Here is a 16,678-nt window from a genome sequence, read left to right as displayed (position 1 = left end):
GAAGCCGCGCGGCCCAACCCGGGAGGTATCCCCCGACATGGCTGACAGCCCCACCCTCCCCCGGCCTCCGGCTGGAAAGACGCCCACCGTCCTGGTCATCGGTGGAGGCGCGTCAGGAAACGCCGTCACCATCCTGCTGCGCCGCGCCGGCATCGACGTGGACCTGATCGAGGCCAGGCCCGACTGGAACGCCACCACCGGCTCCGGCATCACCCTCCAGGGCAACGCCCTGCGCGTCCTGAGCGAACTGGGCGTGTGGGAACAGGTGGACGCGTCCGGGTACGCCTTCGGCTCACTGGGTGTGACCGCCCCCGACGGCACCGTCCTGTTCGTCGCCGAGGACATCCGGACCGGCGGGACGGACCTGCCCGCCACCCTCGGCATGCAGCGCCCCCAGCTCCAGCAGATCCTCATCGACGCGGTCCGCGCCTCCGGCGCCGGCATACGCCTGGGCACCACCGCCGAGACCCTGGACCAGGACGCCGACGGCGTCTCCGTACGCCTCAGCGACGGCACGGCCGGCCGCTACGACCTGGTGATCGCCGCCGACGGCGTCAGCTCGACCACCCGCGCCGCGATCGGCATCACCGACAAACCCGAACCCACCGGCATGGCCATCTGGCGCATCGCCACACCACGGCCCGCGAGCGTGACACGCACCGACCTCGCCTACGGCGGCCCCGCCTACATCGCCGGCTACTGCCCGACCAGCGAGAACACCATCTACGCCTACCTCGTCGAGGGGTGCCGCGACCGCGCCGCCATCGATCCGGCCGCCCACGCCGACGAGATGCGCCGCCTGGCGCAGGGTTACGGCGGTGCCTGGCCCGAGATCACCGCGCACATCACCGACCCGCGGAAGGTCAACTACACCTGGTTCGACCGCCTGTTGGTCGAGGGTTCCTGGCACCGGGGCCGGGTCGTGCTGATCGGTGACGCGGCCCACTGCTGCCCGCCCACCCTGGCCCAGGGCGCGGCCATGTCCCTGGAGGACGCCCTCGTTCTCGCCGAGCTGCTCAGCAGTGGACAGGACTGGGGCGACGAGCTGTTCCAGGCGTACTACGACCGCCGCATTCCACGGGTGCGCACCGTCGTCGAGGCATCCGTGCAGATCGGCCAGTGGCAACTGGACGGCGTGCGCGATGCCGACATGCCCGGGCTGATCGGCCGCACCATGACCCTCCTCAAGGAGCGCCCGTGACCGCCACCGCATCCTCCGCGCCCACGATCGACGTCCACGCCCACCTCCTCCTTCCCGAAGTCGAGGAGACCGTCGCCGGACACCCCGGCCTCGCCGCGGCCCGTGCCCTCGACGCCCGCCGCAACGGCCCGGCCGCCCTGGCCGTGAACGGCCCGATGGTCGGCGCGCGTATGCCGAAGCTGACAGACGCAGCCGTACGCCTCGCGGCCATGGACGCGCAGGGCGTGGATATCCAGATGGTCAGCCCGTCCCCCTCGCACTACCACTACTGGGCTGATCCCCAACTGGCAGCGACAGTCTGCCGGTTGGCCAACGAAGGCACCGCGGCGCACTGCGCGAAGGCACCCGACCGGCTGCACGGCCTGGGCCTGATCCCGCTCCAACACCCGGACCTCGCGGTCGAGTTGCTCGACCACGCACGGGAGCAGGGACTCAGGGGTGTGGAGATCTCCTCGCACGCGCCCGGCCGCGAACTGTCGGACCCGGCCTACGAACCCCTCTGGTCACGGGCCGAGGAGACGGGAGCCCTCCTGTTCCTGCACCCCTTCGGCTGCACGCTCGACGAGCGCCTGGACCAGTGGTATCTGTCCAACACCGTCGGCCAGCCCACCGAGAACGCCGTCGCCCTCTCCCACCTGATCTTCTCCGGTGTCCTGGACCGCCACCCGGGCCTGAAGCTGATCGCGGCGCACGGCGGCGGCTACCTCCCCACCCACATCGGCCGCTCCGACCACGCCTGGCGAGCCCGCCCCGACACACACGGCTGCGCACGGGAGCCGAGCAGCTATCTGCGGCAGCTCTACTACGACTCGCTCGTCCACGACCCGTACGTGCTACGGGAGTTGGTCCGAACCGCGGGCGCCGACCGTGTCCTGCTCGGCTCCGACTTCCCCTTCGACATGGGCACGGACGACCCGCTGGCCGCACTGCGCGCGGCGGATCTGACCGACCACGACTTCCACTCCCTCCGCGGCGCGAACGCCGCCGCCCTGCTCAACCTCGCCTGAGGAGGAACCCCCATGAGCAACCGCCTGCTCACCCACCTCCGGCACGTCGACCTCGCCGTGCCCGACTACGACAAGCAACTCGACTTCTACTCCGGCGTCTGGGGCCTGACCAAGGTCGCCGAGGACTCCGGCATCTCCTTCCTCGCCGCCGAGGGCAGCCCCGAGCAGTACGTCGTACGGCTGCGCAAGGCCGACGAAAAGCGCCTCGACCTGGTCTCCTACGGCGCCGCCTCAGCCGCCGACGTGGACACGCTCGCCGAGCAACTCCTCTCCGGTGGGGTCGAGTTGATCTCCCGGCCGGGCAAGGTGGACACCCCGGGCGGCGGGTACGGCTTCCGCTTCTTCGACGTCGACGGCCGCACCGTCGAGGTCTCGGCCGACGTGGAGGTCCGGCAGCACCGCAGGATCGAGGAGAAGGAGTCGATCCCGGTCAAGCTGTCGCACGTCGTCCTCAACTCGCCGGACCTGGACAGGACCCGCGCCTGGTACGAGCAGCACCTGGGCTTCCGGCACTCCGACACGCTCAGCTCGCCGTACGTCGGTGACGTCATGCACTTCATGCGGATCAGCAGCCAGCACCACTCCATGGCCATCGCCAAGGGCCCGCACACCTCGCTGCACCACGTCTCCTTCGAGATGCGCGGCATCGACGAGTACATGCGCGGCTCCGGCCGCGTGATGCGGGCCGGCTTCCAGAAGGTCTGGGGTCCGGGCCGGCACATGGCGGGCGACAACACCTTCACCTACTTCCTCGACCCGCACGGCAACACCGTTGAATACACGACGGAGTTGGAGGAGCTGGACGAGGACACCTGGCACCCCCACGTCTACGACTTCTCCCAGCCCGAGGTCACCGACCAGTGGGGCACCGCCAACCCGATGAACGAGCTGATCGCCAAGGAGTCCTTCAACGACCCCGATCGCGGCGTGTTCGTCGCCCCGCCGGTCTGACCGGTCAGGCCCCCTGCCGCCGGGAACGCGGCGGTCATGCCATGCCCTGGCTCCCCGCCGCGCCCCCGGTCTCGTTCCCTCGTCCTCGCGCCGACAGGACCCCGCCCATGCGTTTCGCCACGTACGAGTACCGCAACCGACGCCAGGTGGCCGTCGTCGAAGAGGACGGCACGCTCTACCCCCTGCCTGGTGTCAGCTCACTGACCGGCCTGCTCGCCGAGGGAAGGGGAGGCGGTCTGCCCGAACTGCTCGACGCGGGCTCCGCGACGATCGACGTCGCGGCCGGCCCCCACGTCTCCGAGGTACGACTGCTGCCGCCGCTCCAGCCGCCCACCGTGCGGGACTTCGTCACCTTCGAGGAGCATGTCGAGGGCGTACGGAAGTCGGTGGACGGAGCCGCCGGGGTGCCCGAACAGTGGTACGCAGCCCCGACGTTCTACTTCGCCAACCCCTACGCGGTGTACGGCCCGCACGACGACATCCCCGTGCCCCCGGGTTCGAGCGTGCTCGACTTCGAACTCGAAGTCGCCGCCGTCATCGGCAAGGAGGGCCGCGACCTCACCCCCGAGCACGCCCGCCATCACATCGTCGGCTACACGGTCTTCAACGACTGGTCCGCCCGCGACCTGCAGTCCGCCGAGATGAAGGTCGGTCTCGGCCCGTGCAAGGGCAAGGACACCGCCACCACCCTCGGGCCGTATCTGGTGACCGCCGACGAGTTGGAGAGGTACCGCGACGCGGACGGCTTCCTCCGGCTGGCACTGACCGCCGAGGTGAACGGCCAGGTGGTCGGCAAGGATCTTCTCTCCAACATGAGTTGGACCTTCGAGGAGATGGTGGCCTACGCCTCCCGGGGTACCGTCGTCCGCCCGGGTGACGTCCTCGGTTCCGGGACCTGCGGCAACGGCGGCTGCCTCGCCGAGCTCTGGGGCGTACGAGGCGAGCAGGACCCGGGGCCGCTGAAGCCCGGCGACACGGTGACGCTCACCGTGGAAGGCATCGGGTCCGTCTCCAACACGGTCGTGAGCGGCGTCGGTCCCGTGCCGGTTCCAGCCGGCCGGCGTCGATCCCGGGAGCGGCCGTGACCGAGCGACTGCTGGGCAAGGTCGTCGTGGTGACAGGTGCGGCCGGCGGCCAGGGGGCCGCGGAGGCCGAGGCGCTCGCCCGCGAGGGCGCACGGGTGATCGCCACCGACGTGAACGAAGCACCCGGCTGCCGCCGCCTCGACGTCAGCAGCGACAAGGAGTGGGCCGAACTCGCCGCCGAACTGAGGGAGTCGTACGGCCAGGTGCATGGTCTGGTCAACAACGCGGGTGTCACCTGGCGGGCGCGGATCGACGACGTACGTCCTGAGGACATGGCCCGAGTCCACGCGGTCAACGTCACCGGTCCCCTCCTGGGCATCCAGCACCTGACCCCGCTGATGCGGGCTGGGGCGTCGATCGTGAACGTCGGTTCGTCTGCGGCGCTGACCGCCCACTACCCCGTCGCGTACACGACCAGCAAGTGGGCGCTGCGCGGTCTGTCGAGGACGGCCGCCATGGAACTGGGACCGCGCGGCATCCGCGTCAACACCATCCACCCCGGATTCATCGAGACCACGATGACCGCCTCGGCGGCCCCCGCGTTCCGCGAGGCGAACCTCCGCGAAACACCTATCGGCCGCACCGGAACCGTCGACGACATCACCCCGCTCGTGGTCTTCCTGTTGTCCGACGACGCGTCCTTCATCACCGGAGCGGACATCCCGGTCGACGGCGGCCTCACTTCACACGGCGGCGTCAAGTCGATCTCGGACGCCCTGCGCGCGGACGCCTGAACCAGCGACAGCGCACGACAGAAAGGCCCTTCCTCCATGGACAAGGTCCGCGCGAGCGCCGCGGAGGCGGTCGCCGACATCCCCGACGACGCGTCACTGGCCGTCGGTGGCTTCGGCCTCAGCGGCATCCCCGACGTACTCATCCAGGCCCTGCACGCGCAGGGAGCGACCGGCCTGCGGGTGGTGTCGAACAACTGCGGAGTCGACGGGCGCGGGCTGGGGATCCTGCTGTCAGCAAGCCGGATCGCCCGCGTGACGGGCAGCTACGTGGGCGAGAACAAGGAGTTCGCCCGCCAGTACCTCTCCGGCGAACTGGAGGTGGAGCTGGTGCCCCAGGGCACCCTCGCCGAACGGCTGCGCGCAGGCGGGGCAGGCATCCCCGCCTTCTACACCCCCGCAGGCGTGGGCACCCAGGTCGCCCGCGGCGGACTGCCCTGGCGTTACGCCGCCGACGGCACCGTCGCCCTGGCCTCCCCACCCAAGGAGACCCGCGCCTTCGCCGGCCGTGCGTACGTCCTGGAGCACGGGATCACCACCGACTTCGCCCTCGTACGGGCCTGGCGCGGCGACCGCCACGGCAACCTCGTCTTCCGCAAATCGGCCGCCAACTTCAACCCGCTCGCCGCCATGGCCGGACGCGTGACAGTGGCCGAGGTCGAACAGCTCGTGGAACCAGGCGAGTTGAACCCCGACCAAGTGCATCTGCCAGGCGTCTTCGTCCAGCGGATCGTGGCCCTCACCCCAGCTCAGGCCGCCGACAAGCACGTAGAGAAAAGGACAGTTCGCGTATGAGCACGCCCACGGGCTGGACCCGCGACCAGATGGCAGCTCGCGCCGCGGCCGAACTCACCGACGGTTCCTACGTCAATCTAGGCATCGGCCTGCCCACACTCATCCCCGGTCACCTCCCGCCGAGCGTGCACGTGGTCCTGCACTCGGAAAACGGCATCCTGGGCACCGGACCGTACCCGCACGAGAGCGCAGTCGACCCGGATCTCATCAACGCGGGCAAGGAGACGGTCACCGTCCTGCCCGGCGCCGCCTTCTTCGACTCGGCCCTCTCCTTCGGCATGATCCGCGGGGGCCACATCGACACCGCCGTGCTCGGCGCCATGCAGGTGTCCGCTGCCGGCGACCTGGCCAACTGGATGATCCCCGGCAAGATGGTCAAGGGCATGGGCGGCGCGATGGACCTGGTCCACGGCGCCCGCCGGATCATCGCCCTGATGGAGCACACCGCCAAGGACGGCACCCCGAAGATCGTCAAGGAATGCACCCTTCCGCTCACCGGCGAGCGATGCGTCCACCGGATCATCACGGACCTGGGCGTCCTCGACGTCACACCGGAAGGCCTCGCACTCGTGGAATGCGCGCCGGGTGTGACCGCGGAGGACATCACCGACCGCACGGACGCGCCCCTGATCCGGAGAGCATGAGCGGTGAACACGTCGGGCCGACACGGACCTTGGTCCCTGCCCGCCCGACGTTTCCGTCCGGTCCGGCTTGGGCACCTGGCTCAGCAGCGCGGGCGATGGGGGCACCGCCCGTGCCCGTTCAGGGCGTGGGGAAGAGCGTGGCAGCGCTGCCGGCTCGCGCCGGGCAGGGTGGTGCCGATCGCGTTGACCGGCCCCGTGTGCAAGTCGGAGACGACCAGTTGGACGCCGGGCAGGCCGCGGGCGGCCAGGGAACGCAGGAAGGCGAGCCAGCCGGCGCCGTCCTCGCTGGAGGCGACGTCGATGCCGACCGCGATCAGCGCGTGGACGTTGATGATGCGGCGGCCCTCACGGACCGTCCGGGTCAGTGCGTCCACCAGACGAACGCGCAAGCCCCATGGCCCGGGGGCCGGTCGCGGAACGCGGCGACCTGGTCGTCCAGGTACTTGGCCGTCGCACTGACCTGTCACTTCGACAGTTGAGTGACGCCGGGGGACTCCGCTGGTTTCTCGACCCGGCGAGTGGAAAGGCCCAGCAGGTAGGGCTCACGCTTCACGGACCGCCAGTTCATCCGGAACCCGTGCCGGCCGCCGCTACCTGGCCATCATGGGCAAGGAACACGCTCGGGCTGCCGCATCCGGACCTCCGACGCGCTCCCCCATTCCCCCCGTCCGTCCGCCCGCCGCGCCCACCATGGCAACACCGCCCGCATGACGGGCAACGGCCGGTGCTCTGACCGGCCTGGGCACCGGCCTGGCGCCCGGATCCCCCCTGCGGAGCCAACGCCAAAGGCCATCGGCCGCAGACGAAACGACCCCAGGACGCTGGTCCGATTACGTCGCCCGGAGCCGTCCTGGACACCCCCGCACGACGACCATCGAGGTCAACTCATCCCCGAACAGCCGGTTCCGGCCCTCGTGGACCGCGATCAGACCACTGAGCAGGTCCTCCTCCGGGGGAACGCGCCGGTCCGCGAACAGGGGCCGGATCACCCCGAATCGCCGTCCGTACCGTCGAGTCCCGCCGCCGAGACAACGGACCGACGTTCCCGGCAAACCACACCCCCGCCAGGGCACAAGCCGTGGAAGGCCCGCAGAGATCCGGGACAGCCAAGAACGCGGGCATCAGACGCCCTCGATGCCCCACACCGGCACACCACCGAACACCCACACCGGGCTGATGCGCCGGAGTCAGCACCTTGCCCTCCCGCGCGCGAACCACCCCATCAACCCGCCCGGGAAGGGACCATCCCGGCGAAGGTCGCTCGTCGCAACCGTCACGGTCGTCTTCCCGACGGCGCACATCACGCTGATGATCGTGCCGCATCGGTCAGCGCGGTGCGCGCCAGCCCGCGCAGCCAGGTGTGGGCGTGGTCGGTGTCGTAGCGCTGATGCCACGACAGGTACACCGCTGCCGACGGCAGTTCGAGCGGCAGGGGGAGCACGACCAGGCCGAGGCCCTCGACCGCGGAACGTGTCGTGGCCTCGGGGACAGTGACCAGGAGATCAGAGCCGCGCACGAACTCCAACGCGGCCGCTTCCGTGGGAACGGCCGCCACCACACTGCGGGCGAGAGCAAGCCGCGCGAGAGCGTCGTCGACGGCATTGCCGAGGTTTCCACGTCGCGAGACGGCGATGTGCTCGGCGGCGGCGTACCGCTCGGCGGTGACAGCCGGGACGCGGGTGAGGGGGTGCCCCCGCCTCGCGACAACGACGAGGCGGGTCTCGCCCACGTGCTCGGCACGGACATCCGGTGCGCTCGGGCGGTTGGCGTTCGCCTCCAGGTCCACCTCGCCGCGCCGCAACCCGGGGGTGTCGAAGCTCGATTCAGCGACGAAGCGCAGTTGCACACCCGGCGCCTGCCTCCGTACGGCCGCCAGCAGTGCGGGGCCGCTGAGAGCGACGAGGGAATCGTGCCAGCGAAGGGTGAAGGTGCGCTCCAGCGTCGCGAGGTCGAGTTCGCGGCTCGGTGCCAGCACCCCCTGAACCCGCTGGAGCAGATCGTGCACCTGCTCCCGCACGGCGATCGCGTACGGCGTCGGTGTCATCGTGCGCCCTGTCCGCACCAGGATCTGGTCCCCGGTCGTGCGCCGGATCCGGCCCAGGCTCCGGCTCATCGCGGGGGCCGTGACATGCAGGCGCGCGGCTGCCCCGGCCACGCTGCCCTCCTCCAGCAGCGCGTCGAACGCGGCGAGCAGGTTCAAGTCCAATTGCATGAGAGTAATCCTAGCCGTGCTTGACATGCAGTTGAAGTTAACGACGGGGCTGCATACCTTCGAGACAAGAGCGCACGACGGAACGCGCGGCCTGGCCAGACCCACCTCATCCCCCCTGTTCAGACGGGAGCACCACCATGTCCGAAACGCTTCAGACCACTGACGTCGCCGCCTCCGACGCCGACCTGCTCGCACAGACCGCGATGGCCGTACGTACGGCAGGTTCGGCGCTGCGGGAGCGGTTCGGCAACGTGGTCCGCTACCAGACCCGCGAAGAGCTGATGCGGGCGCTCGCCGTCAACGACGACACCGTCCTCGATGTCCTGCGCCCCCGCCTCACGCTCCTGCGCCCGCAGGCTCGCTGGGTGGAGGACGAGCTCGCGGGCGGTGCACTGCCGGCCGGTGAATGGTGGGTCGTGGATCCGGCCGAAGGCAACGTCAACCACCTGCACGCCCTGCCCGATTGGGCCGTCACCGCCACGCTCGTGCGCGACCACCAGCCGGTCCTCACCGTGGTCCACCTGCCCCTGACCGGCGAGACCTACACCGCGCTCGCCGGCGCCGGCGCCCACCTCGACGGCCGGCCCCTGCACGTCTCCGACACCGCCGACCTCGGCCTGGGCATCGTGGCCACGAGCCAGGCCAGGCCGGACGAGGACGAGAAGGTCGTACGGCGCGTCGGCTCCTCGATCACCGAGATGCTCCTCGACGCGCTCGTGGTACGGACCTCGGTGCCCGCCACCCTGCACCTGCTGAACGTGGCCGCCGGCCGGATCGACGCCTTCTGGCAGTTCGCCGGAGCCCGCGCGGACCTGCTTCCCGGAGCGCTGCTCGTCACCGAGGCCGGCGGACGGATCTCCGACGCCGAGGGCCGGCCCTGGACGCCGGCGAGCGAAAGCTTCCTGGCAGCCGCGCCCGGCGTGCACGCCGAGGCCACCGCCACGCTCTCGCGCTGACCGCACACCCCGACCCGCAAACACGGAAAGGACCAGATCATCATGACCACGATCGCAGTTCTCGGAAACGGCCGCGTCGGCAGCAGCCTGGCCACAGCCCTCACCCGGGCCGGGCACGAGGTGACCGTGGCGGACCGCTCGCCGGGTGCCGCCCCGAACGCCGCCCGGACCGCGCAGGTCGTCATCAACGCCACACCGGGCGACAGCTCCCTGGACCGGCTCGTCGCGCTGCGCGAGGAACTGCGGGACAAGATCCTCGTCGATGTCTCCAACGCCACCGTCGACGGACCGGACGGACTCCCCGCCGACCTGCTCTATCCCGGCTCAAGCCTCGCCGAACAACTCCAGGCGTCGCTCCCCGAGACGCGAGTCGTCAAGACACTCAACACCATGCTCTTCACGGTGATGACCGCGCCCGCCACACTCACCCAGGCACCCAGCGCCTTCCTCTCCGGCGAGGACCCGCAGGCCAAGCAGACCGTGCGCGAACTCCTCACCGACCTGGGCTGGCGCAAGGAGTGGATCACCGATCTCGGCGGAATCCGGACCGCCCGCGCCACGGAGGCCGCGATCCTGTTCGTACCCCACGTGATCCGATCCACCGGATTCACGCCCTTCGCACTCTCCATCGCCCGCTGACGCAGAGCGGGGCAGATCACGCACAGAGCATGAGCTGTTGCCGCCCAACCTCCTCCCCCGGGCGCCCGGCCGACACTCCCGGACATGGTCAAGCGGCGCTTCGGACAAGTGGTGTTCGTAACGTCCACCGCGATGCGCCAGCCCCACCTCGATCTCGACGCCGAGGAACTCGGCCACACGCTGCCCGGCGGCGAACCCGGCGAGCACTAGCACAAGGCCGAGGTGCGTCATCACCGCGTACCAGACGTCCGCCAGACGGACCGAGGCCCGCTCCCGGTGCTCGGCCAGCACCAGCAGCAGCGACGCGAGCGCCATCACCTCCCACAGCACCAGGAAGGTGGACACCGAAGCCGCCACGGGCACCAGCACCAGAGTGAGGGCGAACAACGGCAGCGCCGTTTGCGCGGTGCGCGAGCCGAGTCCGTGCGCGCCATGCCCTGCCGCGTACCCGATGCCGTACACCGCGACCGCAGTTACGACGGCCCCCGCCACCGCCGTGAACAGGCCCGCCAACGAACCCACCGCCAGATACGTTCCGGCCAGCGGCAGCACCCCCGGGAACGTGGCCGTCCAGTTGCCTCCGCCCAGTGCAGCCACACCCGCCGCACAACCGCTCGCCCCCACCCCTGCCGTCAGGGCTCCAACGACAGGAACGCGCAGCCGATACGGCAGCACGACTCCGGCCAGCGCGCCCGCGCCGCCCAGTCCGATGGCCGTCGCGAGGGCGGCCGGAATCACGCTCACCGCCCGGTCACTCTCCGCAGCGCCGCGACGATCTCGCCGGGCTCCGGCGGGCACCCGGGAACCTGAAGATCCACCGGTACGACATCGGAGACGGCACCCACGACGCCGTAACCGCCCGCGAACTCCCCACAGTTGATCGCACAGTCCCCGACCGCAACCATCAGCCGCGGCTCCGCCATCGCGGCGACCGTGCGGCGCAGCGGTTCGGCCATGTTCCGCGTGACCGGACCGGTCACCAGGGCCACGTCCGCGTGCCGGGGCGAGGCCACCATGCGGGCGCCGTACCGCTCGGCGTCGTAGACCGGGTTGAAGGCCGCGGCGATCTCGATCTCGCAGCCGTTGCAGGACCCCGCGTCCACACACCGCACCTGCACCGAGCCGCCGAACTCCCTGGCAGCGAGCGGCTGTTCGCCCTCCGGTTTGGGCGGGGCGGGCTCGGCCATCCGCCCGGTGTCCCGGATCTTGCTCAACAGGCCCATGAACCCTCCCCGGCACGGTGAGGTCTTGTCCGCGGGTGTCCGACCGGCCACCCGCGAGCGGGGATATGGCACTTGGGGGCAAAGGCGGCCGCCTCCCGGTGCCGTAGAGCGCTGTCCAGCTCTCGGGAGACGGCCACCGATCGGGGGCCGCCGCTACGACGGCGGTTTGGCCTGTCCCTGGGCGGCCTGCAGGTCGGCGAGGAGTTCGGCCTGCCCGGCGAGCACCCCGGACAGGATGCCGCGGGCGACCCGAAGCAGCTCGGCAATGTCAGGGCTGGTCAGCGAGTAGTACACGGTGGAGCCCTCTCTGCGGGTCACCACGAGGTTCGCCCGCCGCAGCACCGCCAGCTGCTGGGAGAGGTGCGCCGCCTCGATGCCCACCTCGGGCAGCATCTCCGCCACCGCGTGCTCGCGCTCGCTCAGCAGCTCCAGCACCCGGATACGGGCCGGGTGACCGAGCGTCTTGAAGAACTCGGCCTTCAGTTGGTACAGCGGCGTACTCATCGCGTCGTCGCCTCCCCGATGCAGCAGCACGGCCGCACCCGACCGTCCTCGGCGCATCGCATCCACCCACTCGTCACACACATGCGGCCCATCCTCGCCTGCGGCACCGGCCACACCGAATCCGCGCGAGAACCGAGCTGCCCGAAACCAGTAGTAACAACCTCAGCAATTGCTAAGATTAGCAACTCTATACGTGAGGTGAGGGAGGCTTGCGTGAGAATCATTCCGCTGCACGGCTCCGGCGTCGCCTGGTACAAGTGCCCGGCCTGCCGCCTCAAGTGCCGCCCCACCGCCGTCGGCCCAGACGGCTCCTGCCCGCGGTGCGGGCACGCCCACATGATGCGACTGTCCTTCGGCGGCAGACCCACGGCGTCCACGCCGGACGGCGACGACCGAAGCTGACCGGCGTACGGCAAGCGGACCGCAAGGGAGCGGGGAATGGGTGACTGGGCCGACCAGTCCGGCAGCGGGATCCGCTTCGAGTGGGGGCCCTCCGGAGCGGGCCGTCTCGCCGGGGAGGCCGCCTGTCTGGCGATCATCGACGTGCTGTCCTTCACCACAACGGTGAGCGTCGCCGTCGAAACGGGCATCCGGGTGCTGCCGTTCTGGCTGCCGGACGGCCATGCCGCCCCTGCCGAGCGGGCCGCGGCAGAAAAGGCCGCCACCGTCTATGCCCGGCAGTCGGGCGCTCGACTGGCCGTGCCACGGCATGCCGTGGCACCTGACAACCCCTGGTCCCTCTCCCCCGCCCAACTGCGCCGCGCCCCCTTCGTCGAGCGCCTGGTGCTGCCCTCTCCCAACGGTGCGGCCATCGCGGCGGCCGCACCGCCGCGGGTGCGGGTGGTCGCCGCCTGTCTGCGCAACATCACCGCGGTCGGCAGCCGGCTCACGGCCGACGGCTACGGCACGGCCCGGCACCCGGTGGCCGTGATCGCCGCGGGCGAGCGGTGGCCGGACGGCAGCCTGCGTCCCGCACTGGAAGACCTGCTCTGCGCCGGCGCCCTCATCTCCGACCTGCACCACCAGGGCGCGGGACCGCTGTCCCCCGAGGCAGCCGCGGCAAAAGCGGCCTACGAGGGCACTGCCGACCTCGCGCGCGCGGTCGCCACCGGTGCATCGGGCCGCGAGCTGGCCGCGGCCGGCTTCCCCGAGGACGTGGCCATCGCCACGGAGGAGGACCTCTCCGTCGTCGTCCCGGTACGGGATCGCGACGGCGCCTTCACCGCCGGCTGAACCCGGTGACCCCGGCAGGTCATTCGCCGGCATCGTCTCCGCTCGGCCAGCCCGTCGTCCGCCACTCGTGGCGGCCCCTGGGCGGCTTGCCGTGCCGTGTGCTGTGCGCGGCGAGCGCGCCGGCCAGATCGGCGTGCACGGGGATGGACAGGCAGTCCCCGCCGGGGACGAGGGAGCCGTCGGCGGGGATCGCGGCCAGTTCCAGACTGCGGCCCGCCGCGGCGAGACGCCGCGCGGCCTCGGTGATCGCCATCTGTCCCTCGGCCGACCAGGCACGCAATCCCGTCAGGTCGACGACGACCGGGCCGGTCCCGCGTCCCACCGCCCAGCCGACGGCCCCCTCGAAGCGGCGAACGGCGTCCGGGCCCAGATATCCGGAGACGGACAGGACGCCGAGTTCCTGCTCGACGGTGTAGCGCCACTCGATGGTCATGTCGTCAACTTCCTTGCGCAGTGGGCCTGTTGGGTCAGAGTGGGAGAGCTCGGAGGGGGAGGGTGATCCAGATGCTCTTGCCCTTGCCGTCGGCATCGCCCCTGACAACGGCGGTGCCGGACAGGCCGAGGGTGAGTTCCATGACGGTGGCCAGCCCGCCCGTCCCCGCGTCGGTGAGCGACGCGTACAGCGGCGGCTGGTAGGGATGGCGGTCGTGCACGGCGAAGGCCAGGCAGTCCGCGCCCGCCGCGTAGATCACCGTCATCTGTGGAGAGAGCACGGCGGCGTGCCGGACGCTGTTGGTGACCAGCTCGCCGAGTATCAGCAGGGCCGGGTCGACCGCGGGGTGGCGCAGGCTGATCCCCCACTCGGTCAGCGCCCGCTCGGCGGTCTGCCGGGACAGCCGGACGGCGGACGGCTCGGTGGGCAGGGTGAGCACGTGCCGGTGGGGCAGGGCTTCGAGCCGCGCGGCCATCAGCTCGCCGTCCCGCGGACCAGCCGGAAGCCGGAGACAGTCCGGGGATGGATACGGACGATCGTGTCATGGGGGCCGTACGTCCAGCCGGTGAGCGTACGGCGGATGGGGGCACCTCCCATGCCCTTCACGCTATGGGGGAGGGCGGCCTCGTTCGGATCGGTGATCACCTCGGCGGGCCCGGCCACGGTCACCGTCCAGCCGGTGGCGGTCGCGGCACGTACCTCGTCCACCTGGTACGTCGCGGTCAGCGGGATGGCTGCCGCCTGCGCCGGAGCACGCACCACCAGGCGGCCGTACTCCCGGGTGTGCCGGCCGGGCCGGACGACGGTCGCCTCCCGTTGCGTGTACACCAACCGCCCCAGGGTGCTGCCCTCCAACAACCACAGGGCTTCGGCACCGGATACCTCGACCATGCGCAGGGCTGCGGACACAGTGCTCATCGGACGGTTTCCTCTCCTTCCTCGGTGCGGGGCCGGGGCGACTGGGCAGGGGGCGGCGGCATGACGCCGGCGCACTCCAGACGGGTGCGGGCACCCTGGATCGCCTCGGGCGTGGTGGCGTACTCGTGTCCGTCCAGGCGCAGCAGTTCCAGCGCGCCGACGGAATCCAGGACCTGGCGCTGGCCGGGGCGTATGCCGGAGGTCATGACGGCGATGCCGCGCCGGTGGAGCTTTTCGACCGCGTCCTTGAGGACGAGGGCGCCGGTGGCGTCGATGGTGGTCACGCGGGACATGCGCAGGATGACGACGCGTACGTCGGCGACCTCGGTCAGTTCGAGGAGGAAGCGGTGGGCGGCGGCGAAGAACAGCGGACCGTCGATGCGGTAGGCGACGATGTGCTCGGCCAGCAGTGCGTGCTCCTCGGCGCTGTGGTCGCCCCGGTCGAGCGGCACCTGGTCCAGGCGGGCCTGTTTGGCCACGGCCCGCAGGGCGAGCGCGCTCGCGACCATCAGGCCGAGCACCACCGCGTACACAAGATCCAGAGCGAGGGTCGCGACGGCGGTCAGCACCAGGATCAGCGCGTCGGCGCGGGTGGCCTTCGCCATCGCGCGCAGCGAGCCGACCTCGACCATGCGGATCGCGGTGGCCAGCAGCACACCGGCCAGCGCGGCGAGCGGGATCTTCGAGACGAGGGGCGCGGCCGCGAACACGATCACCGCGAGGACCGCGGCGTGGGTGAGGGCCGCCAGCCGGGACCCGGCGCCGGTACGGACGTTGACGGCCGTACGCGCGATCGCGCCGGTCGCCGGCACCCCGCCGAACAGCGGGGCGGCGATGTTGGCCAGACCCTGGCCGAACAATTCCCGGTCCGGATCGTGTCGCTGACCTACCGTCATGCCGTCGGCGACCGACGCCGACAGCAGTGACTCCAAAGCCGCCAGCGCCGCGACCGCCACCGCCGGAGCGAGCAGGGAACCCAGCGAGCCGAGGTCGAGGAAGGACAGTGAAGGTGCCGGGAGCCCGGAGGGCAGATCGCCGATCGGGGTGGCGGCGTCCAGGCCCGCGGCCTGCGCCACGACGGTGGCCGCGATCACCGCGAGGATGGAGAACGGGACGGTGGGTCGCAGCCGGGCGCCGATCAGCATCACGCCGGCGACCGACGCCGCGAAGGCGACGGCGGTCCAGTTCGGATCCTTCGCGAACTCCTCCAGCGCGCGCCAGGTCACGACGAGTACCCGCTCGCCCTCCGGCTTGGGCACCCCCAGGGCGTTGGGGACCTGCTGCAGGCCGATCACGCAGGCGATGCCGAGGGTGAAGCCCTCCACGACCGGCGCGGGCACGTACTGCATGTACTTGCCGGCCCGCAACAGGGCGAGCGCGACGAGGATCACGCCCGCCATCAGCCCCACCGTGAGCACTCCGGACGGTCCGTGCGCGGCGACGATCGGCACCAGCACCACGGTCATCGCGCCCGTCGGCCCGGACACCTGCAGATTCGAACCGCCGAACACCGCCGCCAGCGCACCGGCGATGACCGCGGTCGCCAGCCCCGCCTCCGCGCCCAGCCCGGAGGAGACACCGAACCCGAGCGCGAGCGGCAACGCGACGACCGCCACCGTGAGGCCGGCCAGGAGATCGCGGCGCGGGGCCCGGCGCGTCTCCGCCCAATCGTTCCGGCCGGGAAGCAGCTCGACGATCCGGTCTCGGATCCGGGTGAGAGCGGACGTCATCGCGCGGCGACCTGGGCTTCCCGGAGTTCGGCGAGCAGTTCGTTCCGGCCGGAGAGCATCTCGGTCAGGATCCTGCGCGCGGCCGCCATGAGGTCGGCGACGTCTCCGCCGGCCAGCTCGTAGACAACCGTGGCCCCCTCCCGCGTCGAGGTGACGATCCCGGAACGACGCAACACGGCCAACTGCTGGGAGAGGCCGGAGGGCTCCACCTCGATCGCGGCCAGCAGGTCTCGCACGGGCAGCGGCCCGTCCTGCAGCAACTCCAGCACCCGGATCCGTACGGGATGTCCCAGCATCCGGAAGAACTCGGCCTTGGCCTGGTACAGCGGAACGGACACGGCTCCTCGCTTCCCCGACAGCGCCCCACCCGGGAGACAGGTGAAGGCTGCGCCAGCGGCTACTTGCAGACACAGCCA

Annotated in this window: 20 protein-coding genes and 1 pseudogene; 12 read left to right on the top strand and 9 right to left on the bottom strand. The window is 71.0% G+C overall.

The genetic code is table 11. The features are described 5' to 3' along the window. Positions 1-37 precede the first annotated feature (37 nt). The 7 genes from OG223_RS52430 to OG223_RS52400 all read left to right on the top strand — a co-directional run bounded on the left by OG223_RS52430 (position 38) and on the right by OG223_RS52400 (position 6,414). Entirely contained in the window at positions 38-1,201 is a 1,164-nt protein-coding gene (locus OG223_RS52430; protein WP_329264983.1) for an FAD-dependent oxidoreductase, read from the top strand. Then, entirely contained in the window at positions 1,198-2,208 is a 1,011-nt protein-coding gene (locus tag OG223_RS52425) for an amidohydrolase family protein (protein WP_329264982.1), read from the top strand. Before OG223_RS52430 ends, OG223_RS52425 begins: the two co-directional genes overlap by 4 nt. 12 nt (positions 2,209-2,220) lie before the next feature. Then, entirely contained in the window at positions 2,221-3,159 is a 939-nt protein-coding gene (locus OG223_RS52420; RefSeq protein WP_329264981.1) for a VOC family protein, read from the top strand. A gap of 107 nt (positions 3,160-3,266) precedes the next feature. Continuing rightward, a complete protein-coding gene (locus OG223_RS52415) occupies positions 3,267-4,244 on the top strand; it encodes a fumarylacetoacetate hydrolase family protein (RefSeq protein WP_329264980.1) in 978 nt (325 codons plus the stop codon). Further along, entirely contained in the window at positions 4,241-4,978 is a 738-nt protein-coding gene (locus tag OG223_RS52410; protein ID WP_329264977.1) for an SDR family oxidoreductase, read from the top strand. Before OG223_RS52415 ends, OG223_RS52410 begins: the two co-directional genes overlap by 4 nt. 36 nt (positions 4,979-5,014) lie before the next feature. After that, positions 5,015-5,770: a CoA transferase subunit A gene (locus OG223_RS52405; RefSeq protein WP_329264975.1), complete on the top strand. Its 756-nt coding sequence runs from the start codon at positions 5,015-5,017 to the stop codon at positions 5,768-5,770. Further along, entirely contained in the window at positions 5,767-6,414 is a 648-nt protein-coding gene (locus tag OG223_RS52400) for a CoA transferase subunit B (RefSeq protein WP_329264973.1), read from the top strand. The genes OG223_RS52405 and OG223_RS52400 overlap by 4 nt, the downstream gene beginning before the upstream one ends. 140 nt (positions 6,415-6,554) lie before the next feature. Here the strand turns inward: OG223_RS52400 and OG223_RS52395 are convergent. Both OG223_RS52395 and OG223_RS52390 read right to left on the bottom strand, forming a co-directional pair. Next, positions 6,555-6,970: pseudogene (locus OG223_RS52395) on the bottom strand (transposase); the annotation flags it as partial. A gap of 744 nt (positions 6,971-7,714) precedes the next feature. Further along, the gene (locus OG223_RS52390) at positions 7,715-8,626 is read right to left on the bottom strand and encodes a LysR family transcriptional regulator (RefSeq protein WP_329264972.1); all 912 of its coding nucleotides are present in this window, start codon (positions 8,624-8,626) and stop codon (positions 7,715-7,717) included. 137 nt (positions 8,627-8,763) lie between these two features. On the opposite strand from OG223_RS52390, the gene OG223_RS52385 reads away from it, so the two are divergent. The 3 genes from OG223_RS52385 to OG223_RS52375 all read left to right on the top strand — a co-directional run bounded on the left by OG223_RS52385 (position 8,764) and on the right by OG223_RS52375 (position 10,431). Next, entirely contained in the window at positions 8,764-9,582 is an 819-nt protein-coding gene (locus tag OG223_RS52385; RefSeq protein WP_329264970.1) for an inositol monophosphatase family protein, read from the top strand. Positions 9,583-9,624: 42 nt separating this feature from the next. Further along, positions 9,625-10,221, top strand: a complete 597-nt coding sequence (locus OG223_RS52380) for an NADPH-dependent F420 reductase (RefSeq protein ID WP_329264968.1) — start codon at positions 9,625-9,627, stop codon at positions 10,219-10,221. A gap of 84 nt (positions 10,222-10,305) precedes the next feature. Next, a complete protein-coding gene (locus OG223_RS52375; RefSeq protein WP_329264966.1) occupies positions 10,306-10,431 on the top strand; it encodes a hypothetical protein in 126 nt (41 codons plus the stop codon). A 530-nt stretch (positions 10,432-10,961) separates the two neighbouring features. Here OG223_RS52375 and OG223_RS52370 read toward each other — a convergent pair. Both OG223_RS52370 and OG223_RS52365 read right to left on the bottom strand, forming a co-directional pair. Beyond that, on the bottom strand, positions 10,962-11,444 hold the full coding sequence (locus OG223_RS52370) for an NADH-quinone oxidoreductase subunit B family protein (protein ID WP_329264964.1): 483 nt from the start codon (positions 11,442-11,444) through the stop codon (positions 10,962-10,964). A gap of 153 nt (positions 11,445-11,597) precedes the next feature. Beyond that, positions 11,598-11,948 (bottom strand): ArsR/SmtB family transcription factor, encoded by a 351-nt coding sequence (locus OG223_RS52365; RefSeq protein WP_329264962.1) that lies wholly within the window; start codon positions 11,946-11,948, stop codon positions 11,598-11,600. 213 nt (positions 11,949-12,161) lie between these two features. On the opposite strand from OG223_RS52365, the gene OG223_RS52360 reads away from it, so the two are divergent. Together OG223_RS52360 and OG223_RS52355 are read left to right on the top strand one after the other, a co-directional pair. Further along, entirely contained in the window at positions 12,162-12,350 is a 189-nt protein-coding gene (locus OG223_RS52360; RefSeq protein WP_329264961.1) for a hypothetical protein, read from the top strand. Positions 12,351-12,386: 36 nt separating this feature from the next. Next, positions 12,387-13,181, top strand: coding sequence for a 2-phosphosulfolactate phosphatase (locus OG223_RS52355; protein ID WP_329264959.1), 795 nt, complete (start codon positions 12,387-12,389; stop codon positions 13,179-13,181). A gap of 19 nt (positions 13,182-13,200) precedes the next feature. Here the strand turns inward: OG223_RS52355 and OG223_RS52350 are convergent, their stop codons facing one another. The 5 genes from OG223_RS52350 to OG223_RS52330 are packed head-to-tail and all read right to left on the bottom strand — an operon-like array spanning position 13,201 to position 16,600. Continuing rightward, entirely contained in the window at positions 13,201-13,614 is a 414-nt protein-coding gene (locus OG223_RS52350; protein WP_329264957.1) for an STAS domain-containing protein, read from the bottom strand. Between the two features lie 34 nt (positions 13,615-13,648). Then, a complete protein-coding gene (locus OG223_RS52345; protein ID WP_329264955.1) occupies positions 13,649-14,089 on the bottom strand; it encodes an ATP-binding protein in 441 nt (146 codons plus the stop codon). Next, complete coding sequence (locus OG223_RS52340; RefSeq protein WP_329264954.1) at positions 14,089-14,532, bottom strand: pyridoxamine 5'-phosphate oxidase family protein; 444 nt, start codon at positions 14,530-14,532, stop codon at positions 14,089-14,091. Before OG223_RS52340 ends, OG223_RS52345 begins: the two co-directional genes overlap by 1 nt. Beyond that, positions 14,529-16,262 carry a SulP family inorganic anion transporter gene (locus OG223_RS52335; protein ID WP_329264952.1) on the bottom strand — a complete coding sequence of 578 codons (1,734 nt, stop codon included), beginning with the start codon at positions 16,260-16,262 and terminating at the stop codon, positions 14,529-14,531. Before OG223_RS52335 ends, OG223_RS52340 begins: the two co-directional genes overlap by 4 nt. After that, a complete protein-coding gene (locus OG223_RS52330) occupies positions 16,259-16,600 on the bottom strand; it encodes an ArsR/SmtB family transcription factor (protein WP_262057002.1) in 342 nt (113 codons plus the stop codon). The genes OG223_RS52335 and OG223_RS52330 overlap by 4 nt, the downstream gene beginning before the upstream one ends. Positions 16,601-16,678 lie beyond the last annotated feature (78 nt).

Origin of the sequence: Streptomyces sp. NBC_01478, assembly GCF_036227225.1 — a bacterium.
Classification (GTDB): Bacteria; Actinomycetota; Actinomycetes; order Streptomycetales; family Streptomycetaceae; genus Streptomyces.
The sequence above is the reverse complement of the archived record's forward strand: the minus strand, read 5'-3'. Positions and strand labels throughout refer to the sequence as shown.

Bases quoted from the DNA above. Each gene is read 5' to 3' on its own strand.
- OG223_RS52430 (WP_329264983.1), top strand. From the start codon at position 38: ATGGCTGACAGCCCCACCCTCCCCCGGCCTCCGGCTGGAAAGACGCCC.
- OG223_RS52420 (WP_329264981.1), top strand. From the start codon at position 2,221: ATGAGCAACCGCCTGCTCACCCACCTCCGGCACGTCGACCTCGCCGTG.
- OG223_RS52415 (WP_329264980.1), top strand. From the start codon at position 3,267: ATGCGTTTCGCCACGTACGAGTACCGCAACCGACGCCAGGTGGCCGTC.
- OG223_RS52405 (WP_329264975.1), top strand. From the start codon at position 5,015: ATGGACAAGGTCCGCGCGAGCGCCGCGGAGGCGGTCGCCGACATCCCC.
- OG223_RS52400 (WP_329264973.1), top strand. From the start codon at position 5,767: ATGAGCACGCCCACGGGCTGGACCCGCGACCAGATGGCAGCTCGCGCC.
- OG223_RS52390 (WP_329264972.1), bottom strand. From the start codon at position 8,626: ATGCAATTGGACTTGAACCTGCTCGCCGCGTTCGACGCGCTGCTGGAG.
- OG223_RS52385 (WP_329264970.1), top strand. From the start codon at position 8,764: ATGTCCGAAACGCTTCAGACCACTGACGTCGCCGCCTCCGACGCCGAC.
- OG223_RS52380 (WP_329264968.1), top strand. From the start codon at position 9,625: ATGACCACGATCGCAGTTCTCGGAAACGGCCGCGTCGGCAGCAGCCTG.
- OG223_RS52375 (WP_329264966.1), top strand. From the start codon at position 10,306: ATGGTCAAGCGGCGCTTCGGACAAGTGGTGTTCGTAACGTCCACCGCG.
- OG223_RS52370 (WP_329264964.1), bottom strand. From the start codon at position 11,444: ATGGGCCTGTTGAGCAAGATCCGGGACACCGGGCGGATGGCCGAGCCC.
- OG223_RS52365 (WP_329264962.1), bottom strand. From the start codon at position 11,948: ATGAGTACGCCGCTGTACCAACTGAAGGCCGAGTTCTTCAAGACGCTC.
- OG223_RS52355 (WP_329264959.1), top strand. From the start codon at position 12,387: ATGGGTGACTGGGCCGACCAGTCCGGCAGCGGGATCCGCTTCGAGTGG.
- OG223_RS52350 (WP_329264957.1), bottom strand. From the start codon at position 13,614: ATGACCATCGAGTGGCGCTACACCGTCGAGCAGGAACTCGGCGTCCTG.
- OG223_RS52345 (WP_329264955.1), bottom strand. From the start codon at position 14,089: ATGGCCGCGCGGCTCGAAGCCCTGCCCCACCGGCACGTGCTCACCCTG.
- OG223_RS52340 (WP_329264954.1), bottom strand. From the start codon at position 14,532: ATGAGCACTGTGTCCGCAGCCCTGCGCATGGTCGAGGTATCCGGTGCC.
- OG223_RS52335 (WP_329264952.1), bottom strand. From the start codon at position 16,262: ATGACGTCCGCTCTCACCCGGATCCGAGACCGGATCGTCGAGCTGCTT.